The organism is Mesorhizobium sp. WSM4983 (genome assembly GCF_029625765.1).
Lineage (GTDB): Bacteria > Pseudomonadota > Alphaproteobacteria > Rhizobiales > Rhizobiaceae > Mesorhizobium.
This window is the reverse complement of the sequence record NZ_JARTVM010000001.1, coordinates 28,528-46,447: the sequence shown is the minus strand read 5'-3', so window position 1 is coordinate 46,447 and position 17,920 is coordinate 28,528. Positions and strand designations below refer to the sequence as shown.

The window sequence follows — 17,920 nt, the reverse complement described above, 5'->3', positions numbered from 1 at the left end:
TAATTGCGCAAAGCAAAGAAATGAGCGGTTCGGGGTTCCCGTGAAACGATGCAACGCTCTGACCTCAGCTAGGCCATTTCCGGCCTCAACCCCACCGCTGTCCTGTCGACGATCTCGCGCAGGGCGAAGGATGAGTTGATCTTCGTCACATGCGGCATCGCCGACAGCCATTCCTTGTGGATACGCTCATAGTCGGCAAGGTCCTTGGCCGCTATACGCAGGATATAGTCGTATTCGCCCGACATCAGATGGCAGGAAAGCACGTTCGGGCAGCGTTTGATCGCCGCTTCGAAATCGGACAGCGTCTTCTCGAACTGCCCCGACAACGATATATGCACGATTGCCGTCATCTGATGGCCGAGCGCGGCATTCGACAGCCGCGCGTGATAGCCGCGGATGGTTCCGGATTTCTCCAGATTGTCCAGGCGCCTGGAGCAGGCCGACTGTGACAGCCCAACCTTTTCGGCAAGCGCTGCATTGGGGATCCGGCCATCCTTCTGCAAGGTCTCCAGAATGGCGATATCAATCCTATCGAGCGGCATTTTTCGGGATTCCTGCGAATAATCCGGCATTTTGCGCAACGATTATCGAAGACCGGTCGCTGCCGCAAGTGCATTCGCAAACACATACGGAACGATTCATGCTTCACTGCGTCTCATGCATGTCGCCCAACTGCGCGGCGGTTTGGGGTTGGCGGCATGCCCGGAAATGTCAGGGAGAGCGCCCTTTCAAGGGCCGGACAGGAGAAGAAGATGCGCGTCGGCTGCCCCAAGGAAATCAAGAACCATGAATACCGTGTCGGTCTGACGCCCGGCTCGGTTCGCGAATATGTCGCGCACGGCCACGAAGTGCTTGTCGAGGCCGGCGCCGGCGCCGGCATAGGCGCCGACGACAACGCCTATCGCGCCGCCGGCGCCACGATCGCCAAGACGGCCGCCGACGTGTTCGCCAAGTCGGACATGATCGTCAAGGTCAAGGAACCGCAGCCCAACGAATGGGTGCAGCTGCGCGACGGCCAGATCCTCTACACCTACCTCCACCTCGCCCCGGATCCGGAGCAGACCAAGGGCCTGCTCGCTTCGGGCGTCACGGCGATCGCCTATGAGACGGTCACCGACGACCGCGGCGGTCTTCCCCTGCTCGCGCCGATGTCGGAAGTCGCCGGCCGCCTGTCGATCCAGGCCGGCGCGACCGCGCTGCAGAAGGCCAATGGCGGCCGCGGCGTGCTGCTCGGCGGCGTTCCCGGCGTGCTGCCCGGCAAGGTCACCGTGCTCGGCGGCGGCGTCGTCGGCCTGCACGCTGCCAAGATGGCTGCCGGCCTCGGCGCCGACGTCACCATCATCGACCGCTCGATCCCGCGCCTGCGCCAGCTCGACGACATTTTTGGCGGCCGTGTCCATACCCGCTACTCGACCGTCGAGGCGCTCGAAGACGAGTGCTTCTCGGCTGACATAGTCGTTGGCGCCGTGCTGATCCCGGGCGCCGCCGCACCCAAGCTGGTCACCCGCGAAATGCTCTCCGGCATGAAGAAGGGCTCGGTGCTCGTCGACGTCGCCATCGACCAGGGCGGCTGCTTCGAGACCTCGCACGCCACGACCCATGCCGACCCGACCTATGAGGTCGACGGCGTGATCCACTACTGCGTCGCCAACATGCCGGGCGCGGTTCCGGTTACCTCGGCGCACGCGCTGAACAACGCCACCCTGCATCACGGCCTGCAGCTCGCCGACAAGGGCCTGAAGGCGCTGGTCGACGACCATCACCTGCGCAACGGCCTCAATGTCCACAAGGGCAAGATCACCAATCGTGCCGTCGCCGAAGCGCTGGGTTACGAGATGGTCGAACCGAAGGCGGTGCTTGCCGCCTGAAATTATTTGTCACGCAATTCTGGAACCGTTACAGACCTTTCCTGGAATTGCCCTCGATAAAAGCTTCCTTCTGTCGCCCGCCGGTTCTTCCGGCGGGCGTTTTTTCTCGTGTTCCAACCGGTCTTGCGCGAAGAGTCCGGGCAACAAAAAAGCGGAGCCAGAGCCCCGCTTCCTCGATGTTGCGATGTGCCGCCGGTCCATCCGCGGTCGGCCATCGATCAACGACTGCCCTTCTAGCGCGGTTATGCGACGGGAGTACGATAGCTGGCGGGGGACGTGCGGGCCGCCGCTCAGCCCTGCGAGCGAATCCGGTGCCTCTTGTGTGAAATGCTTCACATTCGGGACCCGAGAAACCCGCCTAAAGAGATTTCGCTACCTGATGGCTACGGTCGCCCTCGGTTCCGGTGAAAACCGGCCCCGCCGGCGGCTCGGGCCGAAGGCTTCTGTCACAGACTTCCAACGACCCGCCAGACCACCGGCGGGTTTTTTTTGCCGGCGATCAAGCTCGTTCGATGCGGCACTGGTAGCAATTGTTCCGTGCCGAGCGGACGTGAATGTAGGCTATGTCGTCGCGCTCGAACAAAGTCTCGGCGCGGGCCGCGATATCGCCAGTCGGGACGACGGCGCCGCTGCCGTAGACGATGCGGTCGTCCTTGCCATAACCGCGCACTATGTAGTCGCTGCTTTGGAGCATCTCGGGCAGTGCATCCGCCTCCGCGGGGCGTTGGCATTCGTCCGCATGCAGGAAGATCGGTCCGGTCTCCGCGTAAGGCTGAAGCTCCGGGAACGGCCGGTAGGCGAGGATGAGATAGCTATCGCCGGTTGCGACGTTCTTCATGCAATGCCGGCACGGCACGCCATCGCCGTCCGAAATACTTCGCTCTGGCGTGTGGCCGTAAGCGTCGGGCCCTCCCCGCTGTAAGGCGCGCACGGCTTCGGTCGGCAGGGCTTTGAACTGGATGCTCATGGCAAAATTCTCCGGTGTCCTTGGCCGGAAACTATGCCGAGCCGACAGCGTCTCCCACCCGATTCCTGCCAAGCGCTTCGTGCGTCGCTCGAAGCGCAGTATCGAATTACGAACCCGAAATCACGATACTAGACTTATCGGACTCGCGATGGACCGCGCTCCGCGCCATGATGATCGCAGAAGAAGGGTGCGGCGCGGCCGGCTGAGGTCGGCGATCCGAGCATGATACGGCCCGCAGCGACGATCCGGACGACCAAGGCGCCCCGCTGGGCTTGCAACGACACGTCGCTGCCGACCTTCGAGGGCCAGCCGCCGGTTGCGTAAGCGGCGTCGAGGCAGCCGACTGCGCCGCGCTTCCCCTTAGCTACGGCCGCATGACGCTTGCGGAGCGCTCGGCGAAGGTCAGCGGATGCACGACCTCTTTCTTCTGCGCAACCGGCGTAAAGCCAAGCTTCTGGTAAAGCGGCAGTGCCGCCGGGTGGTCGAGCGTGCAGGTCTGCACCGTGATGCGCTTCGGCCCATACGACCATGCAGCCGAGATGGCCGCACCCAGGAACCAGCGGCCGATACCCTGGCCGTGCGCATGTTCCATCATACCGAAATAGGCGAGTTCCACTTCCTCGGGCAGATGCGGCTTGAGGTCGAAGAAGCCGGCGGGAGAGCCGTCGAGGTAGAGCACGCTGATGTCGCGGTCCTCACGATGCAGGCCGGCGGCCAGTTCCTCGTCGCTTAGTCTAAGCACATTGACCCAGTGCCATTTGCGCCCGACGCGATCCATCAGGTAGCGGTAGAAATGCAGCGGAATGTCCTTGGTCCTCAGCAAGGCGATCTGCCGGTTGTAGGGCAGCGGGGGAGATGAAGCCGGCGGTGCGTGCATTTCGAGGAATGTGACCGTGACATCGATATCCTTCGGTCCACCGTTTTCCATCGCCGTCATTCCTTGCCCGTCACCACGGGCGTGTCGCTCAGCCCACCCCATTCGGTCCATGAGCCGTCGTACAGCCTGTTGTCGGTATGGCCAAGCGTCTCCAGCGCCAACGTGATCGCCGCCGCGGTGATGCCAGATCCGCACGAGGTGACGACCGGCTTTGTAAGATCGATGCCGGCCTCCTCAATGACCATGCGCAAGCGGTCCTTGGGTAGCAGTTCGCCATTCTCGGCAAGCGCGGCAACCGGAACATTGCGAGCGCCCGGCATATGGCCGGAACGGACGCCGGGACGCGGTTCGGGATCGGTGCCGGCGAAACGCCCGGGTGAGCGCGCATCGGCGATCTGGCTTTCTCCGCTTCCAACGATCCGGCGCATTTCGTCGAGGCTGACAACCCGGCTTGCATCGAAATCGGCATAAAAGACGCAAGGCGCGATCCGGGTCTGCTCCGCCGTCACCGGCCGCCCTTCCGCCTTCCAGCGGTCGAAGCCGCCATTCAGGATATAGACCTGGAAAACGCCCATGACGCGGAACATCCACCAGGCGCGCGGCGCCGAGAAATAGCCTGGACCGTCATAGATGACGATCGTGTCGTCGGCCGAAACGCCCATCGAGCCGACATATTGCGCGAAATATTGGGGCGACGCCAATGTGTGCGGCAGCTTGGAATCCGGGTCCGAGACGGCGTCCTGATCGAGGAAGCGCGCAGCTGGAATATGGGCGTCGTCATACTCGGCGCGGGCGTCGCGTTTCTGCGCCGGCAGGTACCAGGACGCGTCAATGATGGTCAGTCCTGGCGTTCCCAACCGCTTCTCGAGCCAATCCGCGTCGACGATGAATGGGCTGTCTTCGGCCATTTTTCCTCTCCTGCCCGCTCCTCGCGACTTTGGTAGGTGTTGCTCGTCAATTCGTCGGCATCGGCCCGAAGCGGATGCGGAAGCGCCTGTTCTCGCGGCCCTTCTTTTCGATCTTGCCGATATGGATCTCGCCGATTTCGCCGGTGCTCTTCACATGGGTGCCGCCGCAAGGCTGACTGTCGATTGAGGCATTCTCGCCGATGCAGACCAAGCGAATGCGGCCGGTGCCGACGGGCGGCCGCACGTTCTTCGATTTGACAAGCCCGGGATTGGCCGAAAGTTCCTCGTCGGTGATCAGCCGCGTGAAGACGGGATGGTTGGCCCGCACAAGCTCCATCAACCTCGCTGTCACGTCCTCCTTGCTGAAGCCGGCATCGGGAATGTCGAAATCGACGCGGCTGTCGTCCTCGGCGACCGCTGCCCCGGTGATCGGAAACGGGCAGACGACGGTGAGCAGATGACACGCGGAGTGCATACGCATCAGAAGATGCCGCCGCCGCCAGTCGATGTCGAGCTTCAGCTTTTCACCGACGGCCGGTAGGACCTGTTCAGGCGCCGGCACATGGATGATCTCGTCTTTGGTTTCGCCGGTGATGGCGGCGGCGATCGCGATGCGGCTGCCGTCGGCGCGCTCCAACATGCCCGTATCGCCTGGCTGTCCGCCCGACGTGGCATAGAAGATCGTGCGGTCGAGAAGGATGCCGCCGCGGTCATTGATGGCGACGACTTGCGCCTCCGCCGTGCTCAGATAGGCGTCGTCGCGAAACAGCGCTTCGGTTCTCTGCGCCATCAGGCCACCTTTTCGAACGGCACCGGGATGCTGGGTTTTTCGTCCATCCAGCCTGGGACCGGCAGGTTCTTGCTTCGCAGGAACTCGGGATTGAACAGCTTCGACTGGTAGCGCGTGCCGTAGTCGGCGAGGATCGTCACGATGGTATGGCCGGGGCCAAGCTCGCGCGCCAGCCGAATGGCGCCGGCGATGTTGATGCCCGTCGAGCCGCCGACGCACAGTCCCTCTTCCTGGATCAGATCGAAGATGATCGGCAATGCCTCCTCGTCCGGTATCTGGTAGGAGAAGTCCGGCGTGAAGCCGTCGAGATTGGCGGTGATGCGACCCTGGCCGATGCCTTCGGTAATCGAGCTGCCGTCGGCTTTCAGCTCACCGCTGGTATAGAAGCTGTAGAGCGCAGCACCCAACGGATCGGCAAGTGCGATCTTGACGTGCCTGCTCTTGGCCTTGAGCCCGAGCGCAACGCCGGCGAGCGTGCCGCCGGAGCCGACGGCGGACACGAAGCCGTCGACCTTCCCGCCGGTTTGGGTCCAGATCTCCTCGGCAGTCGTGCGGATGTGGCCGTCGCGGTTCGCGACATTGTCGAACTGGTTCGCCCAGATCGCGCCGTTCGGCTCCGACCGTGCCATCTGCTCGGCGAGCCGCCCCGAAAGCTTCACATAGTTGTTCGGGTTCTTGTACGGCACGGCCGGCACTTCGATCAGCTCGGCTCCCAGGATCTTGATCGTGTCCTTCTTCTCCTGGCTTTGCGTGTCGGGGATGACAATGACTGTCCGGTAGCCGAGCGCCTTGGCGACCAGCGTGAGGCCAATGCCGGTGTTGCCGGCGGTCCCTTCGACGATGACACCACCGGGCCTCAGCAATCCGCGATGTTCGGCGTCCCTGATGATGAAGAGGCCTGCACGGTCCTTGACCGATTGTCCCGGATTCATGAATTCGGCCTTGCCCAGGATCTCGCAGCCGGTTGCGTCCGAAGCCTTGTTGAGCCGGATCAGGGGGGTGTTGCCGATCGCTTCGATCACATTACGGGGCATGGGGATTCCTTTATGCGTGCGGCGAGACCCTAAAAACCGGAAGCCGCGGTTTCAAGGCAAGATTTTGCCTGGTCCAGTCGCATTCGGGACGCTGCAATGCTCCCGAGCATTTCAACGATGTCATCCAAAAGCGCTCTTTTCATCCCATTTCTTCGCCGCTAGAGCACTAGCCCAGATAATTCGCAGGACTTCCAATGACACTCTACCGGGCCAACCCGAAAGACGGTGTCGCCTGGATCACGGGCGGCAGCAGCGGCCTCGGCCGGGCGCTGGCCAAGGACCTGGCGAGGCAAGGCTATGCCGTCGCGGTGACGGCGCTGGCCAGCGATCCAGCCGATACGCTGCTGGTTGAGACCGCGCAGATGGCCGGCCACGTGAAATCCTTTCCCTGCGATGTGACCGACGAAGAAGGGATGGCACGCACTGTCGCGGCGATCGAGAAAGACATGGGGCCGATCGTGCTCGCCGTCTTCAACGCCGGCAACTACATCGCCACCCCCGGTGAGCATCTCGTGGTGCGCGATTTTCATCGTTCCTTCGCCGTCAATTATTTCGGCATCGTCAACGGACTGGTGCCTGCGGTCGACTATATGCGCACGCGAGGACGCGGGCATGTCGTCCTGGTCGGGTCGGTCACGGCCTATTCCGGCTGGCCGACCACCGCCGCCTATGGCGGCACCAAAGCGGCAATCAACATCCTGGCGGAATCGCTGAAATACGACTTCGACAAGATGAACATCCGCATCCAGGTGATGAATCCGGGCTTCGTCGACACGCCGCTGACCGAGAAGAACATGCTGCCGATGCCGGGCCTGATGCCTGTTCACCGGGCATCGCGCCGCATGGCGCGCGGCATCCGGAGGGGAGGCTTCGAAGTTACCTTCCCCTATCACATAAGCTGGCCGCTGAAGCTGCTCGGCCTGCTGCCGCGACCCGTAGGCCGACTGGTGATCGGGCTGACCACCAGCTGGCGGGGACGGCCGTTGTATTTCGACCGCAAGACGCCGGGCGAAAAAAGTCCAACGGACAAAGCGGCGTAAAGCGCCTCGCGCTGAAACGCATTCAGGCGACGCGCTTTATGCCTTTGTATGCAAGTCGTTTCGCAAAACCGTCGCAGGCCTTTGCACGACATCCGCTGATCCGCGAGAGATTGCCTCTCGGTGGGCACCGCCATAGGTTGAGAATTGTTGCTTGGAGTCGGTCATGGGGCGACGGATCTTGCTTGCGGTACTGGGTCTCGTCGTTATCCTCCTCTCAGGCTTTTACCTCGGCCCACGCGTGGCGGTCGATACGACGATCCGTTTCGATCCTTCGGCGATCGGCGACGATCCGCAGGCCTATCTGGCGCGCGAAGAAGCGGCCGTGCCCAATATCCGTGACGGGTTGGACAAGGAGATCATCTGGGCGAATCCGTTGGTTCACGCCAAGACCAAGCTTGCGATCGTCTACATCCACGGGTTTTCGGCATCCAAGGGCGAGATCCGGCCGCTGCCGGACGACGTCGCCGGGGAGATCGAGGCCAATCTCTTCTACACCCGCCTGACCGGCCACGGGCAGGACGGCGCGGCCATTGCCGAAGGCAGCGTGAATGCCTGGATCAACGACTATGAGGAGGCACTGGCGATCGGGCGCGCGATCGGCGAGAAGGTGATCGTTATCGCCACCTCGACTGGCGCCTCACTGGCGACATGGGCTGCAGCCCAGCCTGGTGCTTCCGACGGCGTCGCGGCAATCGCATTCATCTCGCCTAATTTCGGCGTCAAGGCGTCGGGCGCCGAGGTCCTTACACTGCCTTGGGGCAGAGAGATTGCCGAGCTCGTCGGCGGCAGGGAGCGCAGTTTTCCGGCGCGCAATGCGCTGCACGAAAAATTCTGGACCACCAAATATCCGATCGCGGCGGCCTTGCCGATGGCTGCGCTCACCGAGCTCGCCTATCGCGCGCCGGTCGAGAAGGCGACCATCCCTGCCCTGTTCATCTTCTCGGATGCCGACAAGGTGGTCCGGCCGGACCGCACGCGCGAGGTCGCCGGCCGCTGGGGCGGTCCGCACGAACTGGTGCCGGTCGACGATACGGGCGATCCGGACAACCACGTCATTGCAGGCGATGCGCTATCGCCGCAGACCACGGGCTTTCTGACAGAGCGGATCGTGGTGTGGGTGAAGGCGCTGATGCAGCAGCAATCAAGTCCGTGAGACGACCAACGGCCGGAGCGTTGCTTCCGGCCGTTATGCGATTTCAATCAAACCTCGGTGCGACTTTAAGCGGCCCGGTTCGCAGGACGCTTGCCGCCGAAGCGGCGCTTGTTGTTGCCCTTGAAGCGCTTGAAGCCATCAGGCTTGTGCTCGCCATTCGGCTTGGCGCCCGCAGGACGTTCGCCTTGCGGCTTGGGCGCGAATTGGCGCTCGCCACCGGGCTTGCCGCCGAAGCGCTTCTTGCCGTTGTTGCCGCTGCCGGGACGGCGGCCGTCACGACGGCCGCCATGGTGCTCGCGGTCATTGGCCGGCTCGAAATGACGCTCGGTCCTTTCCTTCGGATCGCGCTGCGGGTCGGGGCTGCCGAGATGATCGGCAATGACGGGAAGCTTCATGCGGATGATGCGCTCGACCTGCCGCAGCTTGCCGTTCTCCGATGGATCGCAAAGCGTGATCGCGATGCCGTCCCTGCCGTTGCGGCCGGTACGGCCGATACGGTGGACATAGCTCTCCGCTTCGTCCGGCAGGTCGAAATTCACGACATGGCTGATGCCTGGGACGTCGATGCCGCGCGCGGCGATATCGGTCGCCACCAAAATACGCACCGAGCCGTCGCGGAAATCGTTGAGCGCCTTCTGACGCGCGTTCTGCGACTTGTTGCCGTGGATCACTGCGGCGTCGAAGCCGTCGCGGGCAAGGTCCTTGGTGACGCGGTCGGCGCCATGCTTGGTGCGCGAGAACACGATGACCGAGCGCATCGCCTCGTCGGCCAGCATCTTGGACAGCACTTGGCGCTTCTGCTTGGTGCGGGCAAGCACCACGCTTTGCACGATCTCGGCCGCCGTCGTGCTCTGCGGGGAGACTTCGATGCGGACGGCGTCCTTCAGCAAGCCCTTGGCGAGTTCCGCGATCTCGTTCGGCATGGTGGCCGAGAACAGCGCGGTCTGGCGGTTCGGCGCGGTCGCCTTGGCGATGCGCTTGACGTCGTTGATGAAGCCCATGTCGAGCATGCGGTCGCCCTCATCGAGCACCAGCCATTTGGTATCGGCAAGGATGAGGTCGCCTTCCCGCACCAGGTCGGTCAGCCGGCCGGGCGTGGCGATCAGGATATCGACGCCGGGTGCGATCTTCTTCACCTGGCTGTAGCGGGAGACGCCGCCGAGCACGAGCGCGGTCGAGATGTGCGCGCCCTTGGCGAGCAGCTTGATGGTGTCCTCGATCTGTACCGCTAGCTCGCGTGTCGGCGCCAGGATCAGCGCGCGCGCCGTCTTTGGCCGGCGCTTCGTGCCGAGCCCGATGATCTTCGACAGGATCGGCAGCGCGAAAGCCGCCGTCTTGCCCGAACCGGTCTGAGCAATGCCGAATATGTCGCGGCCTTCGAGCTGCGGCGGGATCGCCTGCACCTGGATCGGCTTCGGATCCGTGAAGCCCGCGGCATTGGCGGCCTTGAGCAGCGCGCCGGTGATTCCAAGGGTAGCGAAACCGTTCTGGTCCGCCTGATTTTCATTGGTCAAAATAGTCTTCTTTCACGCGGCCCTGTGGCCGCAAACATCATGGCGGCAGGAGCGCAACCTGCCGTCGAAAAATTGTCAGGAAACGACAAGGCGGCGGACGGGGAGCGTCCGCGCGGCTGCGCTGTCGTGCCCGCAGGCGTCATGCCCCGGGGCTCTTTCGCCAGCTTGCCGATCGACGGGAGGGCCCACCGGAAAGAGGGAAAACAGACGCAACCAGTCTCAATTGGTGGAGAAAGCCGAAGTTCGGCCCAAGCGCCTATGCGACCGCATATGGCCGAGTCCGCCGCAAAATGCAAGGGTGGATGTTGCAGCGCAACAAAACGCCGATCGAAAAGCGACGCTTGCGCTGCGCTCCCCTCACGATTACCACAAACCACCTTTCTATTGTGGGGGCAGCGATGAAGGACGTGCTGAAGGAACTCGAGCGCCGCCGCGAGATCGCCCGGATGGGCGGCGGCAAGCAACGGATCGAGGCCCAGCACAAGAAGGGCAAGCTCACCGCCCGCGAGCGCATCGACGTCTTCCTCGACGAGGGTTCGTTCGAGGAGTTCGACATGTATGTCGAGCACCGCTCAACCGACTTCGGCATGGAGAAAACCAAGATCGCGGGCGACGGCGTCGTCACAGGCTGGGGCACCGTCAACGGCCGTCCAGTCTACCTTTTTGCCAAGGATTTCACCGTCTTCGGCGGCTCGCTGTCTGAGGCGCATGCCGAGAAGGTGGTCAAGGTGCAGGAGATGGCGCTGCGCAATCGCGCGCCGATCATCGGCCTCTACGACGCGGGCGGCGCACGCATCCAGGAAGGCGTGGCCGCGCTCGGCGGCTATGCCGAGATTTTTCAGCGCAACGTGCTCGCCTCCGGCGTCATCCCGCAGATTTCGCTGATCATGGGCCCGTGCGCCGGCGGCGATGTCTATTCGCCGGCCATGACCGACTTCATCTTCATGGTGCGCGACACCTCCTACATGTTCGTCACCGGGCCGGACGTGGTGAAGACGGTGACCAATGAGACGGTGACGGCCGAAAGCCTCGGCGGCGCCACGGTACACACGACCCGATCCTCCATCGCCGACGGCGCCTATGACAACGACGTCGAGGCGCTGCTGCAGATGCGCCGGCTGATTGACCTGTTGCCGGCGTCCAATACCGCAGAGATTCCCGAGATCAAATGCTACCAGTCGGTGACGGACCATGACATGTCGCTCGACCGGCTGATTCCGGACAACGCCAACAAGCCCTACGACATCAAGGAACTGATCCTGAAGGTTGCCGACGAAGGCGACTTCTTCGAGATCCAGGCGAGCTTCGCCAGGAACATCGTCACCGGCTTCGGCCGTGTGGAGGGGCGAACCGTCGGCTTCGTCGCCAACCAGCCGATGGTTCTGGCCGGCGTGCTCGACTCCGACGCCAGCCGCAAGGCGGCGCGCTTCGTGCGCTTCTGCGACTGCTTCTCGATCCCGATCGTTACCTTGGTCGACGTTCCAGGCTTTCTGCCAGGCACCGCGCAGGAATATGGCGGGCTGATCAAGCATGGCGCAAAACTGCTGTTCGCCTATGCCGAAGCCACCGTGCCGAAGATCACCGTGATCACCCGTAAGGCCTATGGCGGCGCCTATGACGTGATGGCGTCGAAGCACCTGCGCGGCGACATGAACTATGCCTGGCCGACGGCGCAGATCGCGGTGATGGGCGCAAGGGGCGCGGTCGAGATCATCTACCGCAAGGACATCGGCAACGCGGAGAAGATCGCCGCCCACACCAAAGCATACGAGGATCGGTTCCTGTCGCCCTTCGTAGCGGCCGAACGCGGCTATATCGACGAGGTGATCATGCCGCATTCGACGCGCCGCCGGATCGCGCGGGCGCTGCGCATGCTGCGCAACAAGGATATGCAGAACCCCTGGAAGAAGCACGACAACATTCCGCTGTGAGGCGGTGGTGTCGCGACTGGTCCTTGTAGCTGGCAAGCATTTCGGCAGGTCCGCCGTTATTCTCGTTGCTTAGCCCCTCTCCTTCCGCTTGGCCTCGCGACGGGGAGTCGCCGACCATCTCAATCGGTGGAACCTCGAAAGCCGGCGGGCGGCTGGAACTCTGGCTTACGCAATCCGTCGTCGGAGGTTGACAACTGGCAACCTCTAATCACATTGAAATCACATCAATGTGATGACGGTGCTGAATGCTAATAACCCTTGCAACAATGGGCGTCGTTCCGTGCAAAGGCTACGGCGGGATAGAACGTCAGGTCGACTGGCTGGCCACTGAACTGGTCAGGCAGGGCCACCGTGTCGTCCTCGTGGCGGGCCCTGGATCGTCACATCCACTGTGCGAAGTCCGGCATGCTGTGAGCGATGCCGAGTGCCGCGCGGCGATCCCCAAGGACACCCAAATCGTCCACCTTCATGCGTGGAAGGTCGAGGTTGACTTCCCGACCCTCAACACCGAGCGGGGCCATTTACCGGATTATCCGCGGCCGCAACCGAACTGGAGCTTCATCAGCGCACGGCACGCCCAGCTGCACGGCCGCAAGACCTTCGTCTACAACGGCTTTCCGGTGGATGACTATCGGCTGGCCGAATCGAAGAGTGATCGCCTCCTCTTCATGGCGGCCATCGCACGCGCCGGAAAGGGCTTGAACCGGGCAGTCGAGCTCGCCAGGAAATTCGACTTTCCCCTCGATATCGCCGGCGGCTCGCGGTGGAAATTGCTCGGCCGAAGTCGGACCCGCCGCGAGGGGGTCTTTTTCAAGAGTCTTTCCCGCCGCTATCGCTTCAACGGCGTCGTCGACGGCGACGACAAGCTGCGCCTGCTGGGCGCATCGAAGGCCTTCCTCAATCCGATCGCCTGGGAAGAGCCTTTCGGCAATGCGCCGGTCGAGGCGATGCTGTGCGGCACGCCCGTTTTGACCACAGCGCGCGGCGCCCTGCCGGAGACGGTGGACACGGATACGGGCCGATTCTTCGAGAGCGACGAGGAGTTCGCCGAAGGTCTTGCCGAGGTCGCAGACCTGTGCATGCGCAAATGCCGTGAATCTGCCGCCGACAGATTTCCGATCGCGAAAACCGCGAAGGCCTATCTGGAACTCTATGCCCGCATCCTTGATGGCGAAGCGCTTCCGTGACAAGGAACCGGCATGCTCGCCGTTCGCGGCGACTGTGTCGGATCGAAAAGGTATCGCGCGTTGCGCCCCATTCTCGTGTTCTGCTTGCCGGCAATCGGCGACTTCATCCGCTGCCATTCGGCAATTCAAATCATAGCAGCGACGTTTCCTGGACAGCCGATCGACGTCATCACCTCGCCGCTGGCCGCGCCCCTGGCGCGCTTGATGCCGCATGTCCGGAAGGCCTGGACCGTTGAAAGGCATTGGAACCCCGGTCTCAAGGAGCGGGCGCGGCTGGCGCGCGAACTCCGCCAGGAGAATTATAACGCAGCCTATCTGCTCACCAGCAGCACCAAGGCGGCCCTGGTGCCGTGGCTGGCGGGCATTCCCGAGCGCATTGGATATCCGCGCGAGCTCCAGTTCGGCATCGTCAACCGACTGCCGTCGGGATGGCTGAGAACCTTCGTGGCCTTCGGCCCGCGCAAGACAAGGCTCGTCGAACAGGTCTGTGCGATCGCGCTCCTCGGCAAGCAGCCCGCCGAAGAAAAACAGCTGCCGGCCCCGCGGCTGGCGATTTCGTCCGAAGACGTTGCCAAGTGGCGCCGGCGCAACGGCGTCGATCCGGCAAGGCCGGTGCTTTCCCTCTATACTTCCGATTTCGAGAACATGCGCTCCTGGCCGCCCGAGCGCTTCGTCTCGGTCGCGCGAAAGCATATCGAACGGGGCTGGTCCGTCTGGCTTGTCGGCGGTCCGCGCGAACGCCAGGCTGCCGCCCAGATTCGCGCCTTGTTGCCTGAGGCGATCGACTTCACCTCGACGCCCGACATTGCGGAGGCCATGCACCAGATCGCGGCCTCCACCGTCTTTCTCGGTGTCGATGGCGGTGTGTCCCATGCAGCCGGCGCCTTAGGCATTCCAAGCGTGCTCATCTTCGGCTCGAACCGATCCTACGTGCATGGACCCTTGAACGAGCAGGTAACCTTCATCGAGCCTCCGATCTCGATACCGAGCTGGGTCCTGAACACGCGCGGTATCAGTGAGCAGCGTGTGCTCGAAGCGCTGGCGGCAAGCGTCGGAAAATACGCACCCCAACCGGTATGACCGCTTACTCCTCGGTGGCGCCAAAGCCCGCGCTCATGCTCGCGCGGGCGGTGTTCGTCCACGGCGTCGCATGATTGTCGATGCGCATCTGGAACAGGAAATAGGTCGGCGAGCAGAAGCCGATGCCCTTGACCCTGCCAGCACCCGGCGTGTCGGACGGCAGCGACTGGCACATATAATCCTCGCGGCAGAAACGATCGGCCGAGCAGGCCGGACGGTTACCGCGATTAACTGCGCCGCCGAGGCATTGGTCGAAATTGTTGGTCGCCACGCAAATATCGAACTTCTTGCCGCCGACCAGGCCGCAGATTTCGCTCGGCATCGGCTTGCCAGCCTTGAAAGCGGAGAAGGCCAGATCCTTCGCGTCGCAGCCGCGATAGGCGAAGCCGCCTGGCACACCGATCTTGGGCGGCCGGCAGGTATAGGCGGTGCGTGAAATGGCGGGCGCGAACGCCGCGAACTGGCCGGTGACGTTGTAACGGTCGTTGAAGGGCTGCGCGGTGTCGCTGGCAATCGTTCCGGTCAAGCAGGGATGGCCGGAAAAGATGTTCCGGCTCTCCTTCGGCAGCAGGCATTGCGCCAGTTTCGTCCTAACCCCTGTAGCGGTCGCGATCGGTGTGCAGACCGTGCCGGCTCCGCATTGCCAGCTGCTGCCGAAGCGGGCGGCGTCTTCCGGCACCAGGCACGGCATGGTCGTCTCGGCCGGCGTATAGGCGATCTCGCCGGTGTCTTTCCACGCGGCGGGTGGTGCGAAGGACAACGGGCGAAACCCGTTCGCTTCTCTGCCTTCCACAGTCGCCTGCAGCCACGCCTCGCGGCGCGGAATCTCGGCATGGAGATGCGGCGAGATGCCGACTTCGATGCGGTTGAGCGGCGAAGTCGTGCTATCGTCGAGGCCGATGAAATGGAATCCTGCGGTCGAGCCCGCCTGATGGCAGCCATGGCAGGCGCCGTTGTCGAGCCGCTCGATCAGGGCTTCAGCCGTGCGCGCTAATGTCAGTTTCGAATAGTCGACCCCGGCAAGCGCCTCCGGTTCGAACAGTGGCGTGAATGGATGATTGGCCTGCCTGGCACTGCCGAAGGTCGACCAGGAGATGACCTTCTTCGCTAGGAATTCATCCGGGATTTCGTAAACGCCGAGATCGATTGCACCGGCATTGGCGCGGACATAGTCCGTAAGCCTCGCCTTCAACCGCGCGTCTTGCGCAAGGCGGATGGTGTCCGGCGTATTTTCGAGCGGTTTCTGGCTGATTGTGGTGCCGTCGATACCGAAGATGCGCATGAGATAGGCGGCCTGACCGCCAAATTCGGTCTCCTGGCCGGAAGGAAAGCGCACCACCTGAGCGTTGAGTTCGAGCTGCTTGAAGGAGAGGCTCGCTTTATCCAGCGGTCCGCCGGACAGCCACCCGGCATCCGCCGCTTCGTCGATCTGCGGCGTCCAGCGCCCGGCGACGCCGGTACAGCCGCCGTCGGCGTCGGGAGCTGCGCGGTAGATGGCACTGAAATTGAACGGCAGCCTCGAGGCCAACACCTTGCCGTTCTTCCTGAAACTATAGGCAAGGCGGTAGATGAAGCGCACCTCGCCGCAGCCCACTTCCCCACCGAGCTTTGCGAAGTCACGCCGGTCGAGCCGGTTGACGACGCCGACCAGCCGGAAACGCGCAGCGTCGGTCTTCAGCCAGCGCATGTCGATGATGCGGCCGACATTGCCGTCGGTCACCTCATAGAGCGGCCGGCCGCCTGCTTTCAGGTCGGCGCGCAGTGCTGCGACATCGGCCGCTACGGTGTCGACGATGGCGTGGTAGGCCGGCGCCGCGTCATAGAGCGTTTTCAGATCATCCTTGCCGCTGATGCCAAAAATACCGGCGAATCCGAAGCCATCGGCGTCGAGCTTGGCGAGCACCTGCGGATCGTCCACGACCGTGACCGGACGACCGGCAGCATCAGCCGCCCGCACGCCAAGAACAGCGATGGCAGCGACCGCGACAAGGATCGCCAGCCTCATCATCGGGCAGCCATCCCATTCTCGACCAACGCGTGCAGCACAGGCACCATCGCCAAAGGCAAATCCTCGGCGATCAGGCCGGGTCCGAACCGGCTGCCGGCTTCGGCGTGTATCCAGACAGCCGCGCAGGCCGCTTCGAACGCCGGCATGCCTTGTGCCAGGAGCCCGGCGATGATGCCCGCCAGCACGTCGCCCGAACCCGCGGTGGCAAGCCACGGCGCGCCATTGCCGTTGATCGCGGCGCGGCCGTCTGGTGCTGCGATCACCGTGTCGGCGCCTTTGTAGACGATGACGGCGTTGGCTCGCGCCGCCGCCGCGCGGGCCTTGCCGAGTTTGGAAAGAGCCTTGTCGCCCGCGACCTTGGGCAACAGCCTGCCGAACTCGCCTTCATGCGGCGTCATCACCAGCGCCGGGGCGCCGGACTTTCGGGCAGCCTGGAAAAGCGTCTCAGCCACGTCGCGAAACGAGGTGATGCCGTCGGCGTCGAGCACCAGCCCTTCAACGCCGGTCTCCTGCGCGTGCCCGGCGCCGAGCAGCGCCAGGACAAAATCGCGCGCCTTTTCGCCGATGCCAAACCCCGGGCCGAGCACAAAGGACGAGGGGCGGCGGTCGGCAAGGAACGCACCGAGATCGGCAACTGCGTCGACCTTGCGCAGCATGATCGATGTCAGATGAGCGGCATTGACCTGCATGGCATTCGCCGGCGACAGCACCGTCACCGCCCCTGCCCCGCTTCTTGCGGCTGCGAGCGCCGACAGGCGCGCGGCACCGGTGGCCGCAGGACCGCCCGAAAAGACACTGACATGACCGCGCTTGTATTTGTGCGCATCGACGGCCGGAACCGGAAAGACAGGCAGCCAGGGCGCCGGCGCATTCTCGAAACTGCGCGGCGCGACTCGAGCGATGATGTCGTCACCGATGCCGATATCGGCGAGCACGATCTCGCCGCTCATTTCCCGCCCCGGCAGCAGCAGATGCCCCGGCTTCTTTCGCGCGAACGTCACGGTAACGACCGCCCGAAATGCGCTGCCGAGGATGGCGCCGCTTTCGCCGGAAACGCCCGAGGGCAGGTCCACGGCGACGACCGGCAAGCCGAGAACCGCAACGACCTGGACGGCCCGGCCGGCATCGCCCGACAGTGCTTTCGAGAGCCCCGCTCCGTACAGCGCGTCGACCACCAGCGATCCCGGTTCGGCCGCGAAGGCAGATAGCGGTCGTGGCTCCAACGGGCAATCGGCTGCAGCCAGCGCGGCATCGCTGCCCGCGCGCGGTTCGCCCGATCGCCACAACGCAACGTCGACACCGCTCTTCCGGAGCAGGCTCGCCACGACATAGCCGTCGCCGCCGTTGTTGCCGGGTCCGCAAAGCACGTGCACCCGTGCCGCCGCCGGATAGCGCGCCATGAGCACGGCCGCCACGGCCTCGCCGGCCCGGCGCATCAATCCGTAGCCGTCGAGCGGACCTTGTGCGATCGCCAGCCGGTCGGCTTCGGCCATTTCGGACGGGGAAAGAAGTTCATTGCGCATGGGATTGCCGATCTCCATCCGATCAAGCATTGTCCGATTT

The 17,920-nt window shown here is 63.6% G+C and carries 15 protein-coding genes; 6 read left to right on the top strand and 9 right to left on the bottom strand.

Features of this window, described 5'->3' with window-relative positions; translation table 11 throughout:
* Positions 1 to 68: 68 nt before the first annotated feature.
* Positions 69 to 542, bottom strand: a complete 474-nt coding sequence (locus tag P9254_RS00275; RefSeq protein WP_059188527.1) for an Lrp/AsnC family transcriptional regulator — start codon at positions 540 to 542, stop codon at positions 69 to 71.
* A gap of 210 nt (positions 543 to 752) precedes the next feature.
* Between P9254_RS00275 and ald the strand changes: the two genes are divergently transcribed.
* Complete coding sequence (gene ald, locus P9254_RS00270; RefSeq protein ID WP_067321621.1) at positions 753 to 1,868, top strand: alanine dehydrogenase; 1,116 nt, start codon at positions 753 to 755, stop codon at positions 1,866 to 1,868.
* Between the two features lie 499 nt (positions 1,869 to 2,367).
* On the opposite strand, the gene P9254_RS00265 is transcribed toward ald, so the two are convergent.
* The 5 genes from P9254_RS00265 to P9254_RS00245 all read right to left on the bottom strand — a co-directional run bounded on the left by P9254_RS00265 (position 2,368) and on the right by P9254_RS00245 (position 6,444).
* The gene (locus P9254_RS00265) at positions 2,368 to 2,835 is read right to left on the bottom strand and encodes a DUF1203 domain-containing protein (RefSeq protein WP_127248188.1); all 468 of its coding nucleotides are present in this window, start codon (positions 2,833 to 2,835) and stop codon (positions 2,368 to 2,370) included.
* A gap of 364 nt (positions 2,836 to 3,199) precedes the next feature.
* Entirely contained in the window at positions 3,200 to 3,763 is a 564-nt protein-coding gene (locus P9254_RS00260) for a GNAT family N-acetyltransferase (RefSeq protein WP_067321624.1), read from the bottom strand.
* Between the two features lie 5 nt (positions 3,764 to 3,768).
* Positions 3,769 to 4,620 carry a 3-mercaptopyruvate sulfurtransferase gene (gene sseA / locus P9254_RS00255; RefSeq protein ID WP_127239787.1) on the bottom strand — a complete coding sequence of 284 codons (852 nt, stop codon included), beginning with the start codon at positions 4,618 to 4,620 and terminating at the stop codon, positions 3,769 to 3,771.
* A 46-nt stretch (positions 4,621 to 4,666) separates the two neighbouring features.
* Positions 4,667 to 5,410: an alanyl-tRNA editing protein gene (locus P9254_RS00250; protein WP_127324071.1), complete on the bottom strand. Its 744-nt coding sequence runs from the start codon at positions 5,408 to 5,410 to the stop codon at positions 4,667 to 4,669.
* On the bottom strand, positions 5,410 to 6,444 hold the full coding sequence (locus P9254_RS00245) for a cysteine synthase A (protein ID WP_127324070.1): 1,035 nt from the start codon (positions 6,442 to 6,444) through the stop codon (positions 5,410 to 5,412). Before P9254_RS00245 ends, P9254_RS00250 begins: the two co-directional genes overlap by 1 nt.
* A 194-nt stretch (positions 6,445 to 6,638) precedes the next feature.
* Between P9254_RS00245 and P9254_RS00240 the strand changes: the two genes are divergently transcribed.
* Both P9254_RS00240 and P9254_RS00235 read left to right on the top strand, forming a co-directional pair.
* A complete protein-coding gene (locus tag P9254_RS00240; RefSeq protein WP_066989643.1) occupies positions 6,639 to 7,484 on the top strand; it encodes an SDR family oxidoreductase in 846 nt (281 codons plus the stop codon).
* 163 nt (positions 7,485 to 7,647) lie between these two features.
* The gene (locus tag P9254_RS00235; protein ID WP_095825446.1) at positions 7,648 to 8,637 is read left to right on the top strand and encodes an alpha/beta hydrolase; all 990 of its coding nucleotides are present in this window, start codon (positions 7,648 to 7,650) and stop codon (positions 8,635 to 8,637) included.
* Between the two features lie 65 nt (positions 8,638 to 8,702).
* Here P9254_RS00235 and P9254_RS00230 read toward each other — a convergent pair whose 3' ends face one another.
* Positions 8,703 to 10,151, bottom strand: a complete 1,449-nt coding sequence (locus tag P9254_RS00230) for a DEAD/DEAH box helicase (protein WP_278055890.1) — start codon at positions 10,149 to 10,151, stop codon at positions 8,703 to 8,705.
* A gap of 398 nt (positions 10,152 to 10,549) precedes the next feature.
* Between P9254_RS00230 and P9254_RS00225 the strand changes: the two genes are divergently transcribed.
* The 3 genes from P9254_RS00225 (at position 10,550) to waaF (ending at position 14,349) form a co-directional block, all read left to right on the top strand.
* A complete protein-coding gene (locus P9254_RS00225) occupies positions 10,550 to 12,082 on the top strand; it encodes an acyl-CoA carboxylase subunit beta (RefSeq protein ID WP_127403587.1) in 1,533 nt (510 codons plus the stop codon).
* Positions 12,083 to 12,492: 410 nt separating this feature from the next.
* Entirely contained in the window at positions 12,493 to 13,269 is a 777-nt protein-coding gene (locus P9254_RS00220; protein ID WP_245322435.1) for a glycosyltransferase, read from the top strand.
* Positions 13,270 to 13,329: 60 nt separating this feature from the next.
* Positions 13,330 to 14,349 (top strand): lipopolysaccharide heptosyltransferase II, encoded by a 1,020-nt coding sequence (waaF, locus tag P9254_RS00215; protein WP_127216686.1) that lies wholly within the window; start codon positions 13,330 to 13,332, stop codon positions 14,347 to 14,349.
* Between the two features lie 4 nt (positions 14,350 to 14,353).
* Here waaF and P9254_RS00210 read toward each other — a convergent pair whose 3' ends face one another.
* Together P9254_RS00210 and P9254_RS00205 are read right to left on the bottom strand one after the other, a co-directional pair.
* A complete protein-coding gene (locus tag P9254_RS00210) occupies positions 14,354 to 16,471 on the bottom strand; it encodes a hypothetical protein (RefSeq protein WP_442920299.1) in 2,118 nt (705 codons plus the stop codon).
* Positions 16,354 to 17,880 (bottom strand): NAD(P)H-hydrate dehydratase, encoded by a 1,527-nt coding sequence (locus P9254_RS00205; protein WP_278055895.1) that lies wholly within the window; start codon positions 17,878 to 17,880, stop codon positions 16,354 to 16,356. Before P9254_RS00205 ends, P9254_RS00210 begins: the two co-directional genes overlap by 118 nt.
* Between the last annotated feature and the right edge of the window lie 40 nt (positions 17,881 to 17,920).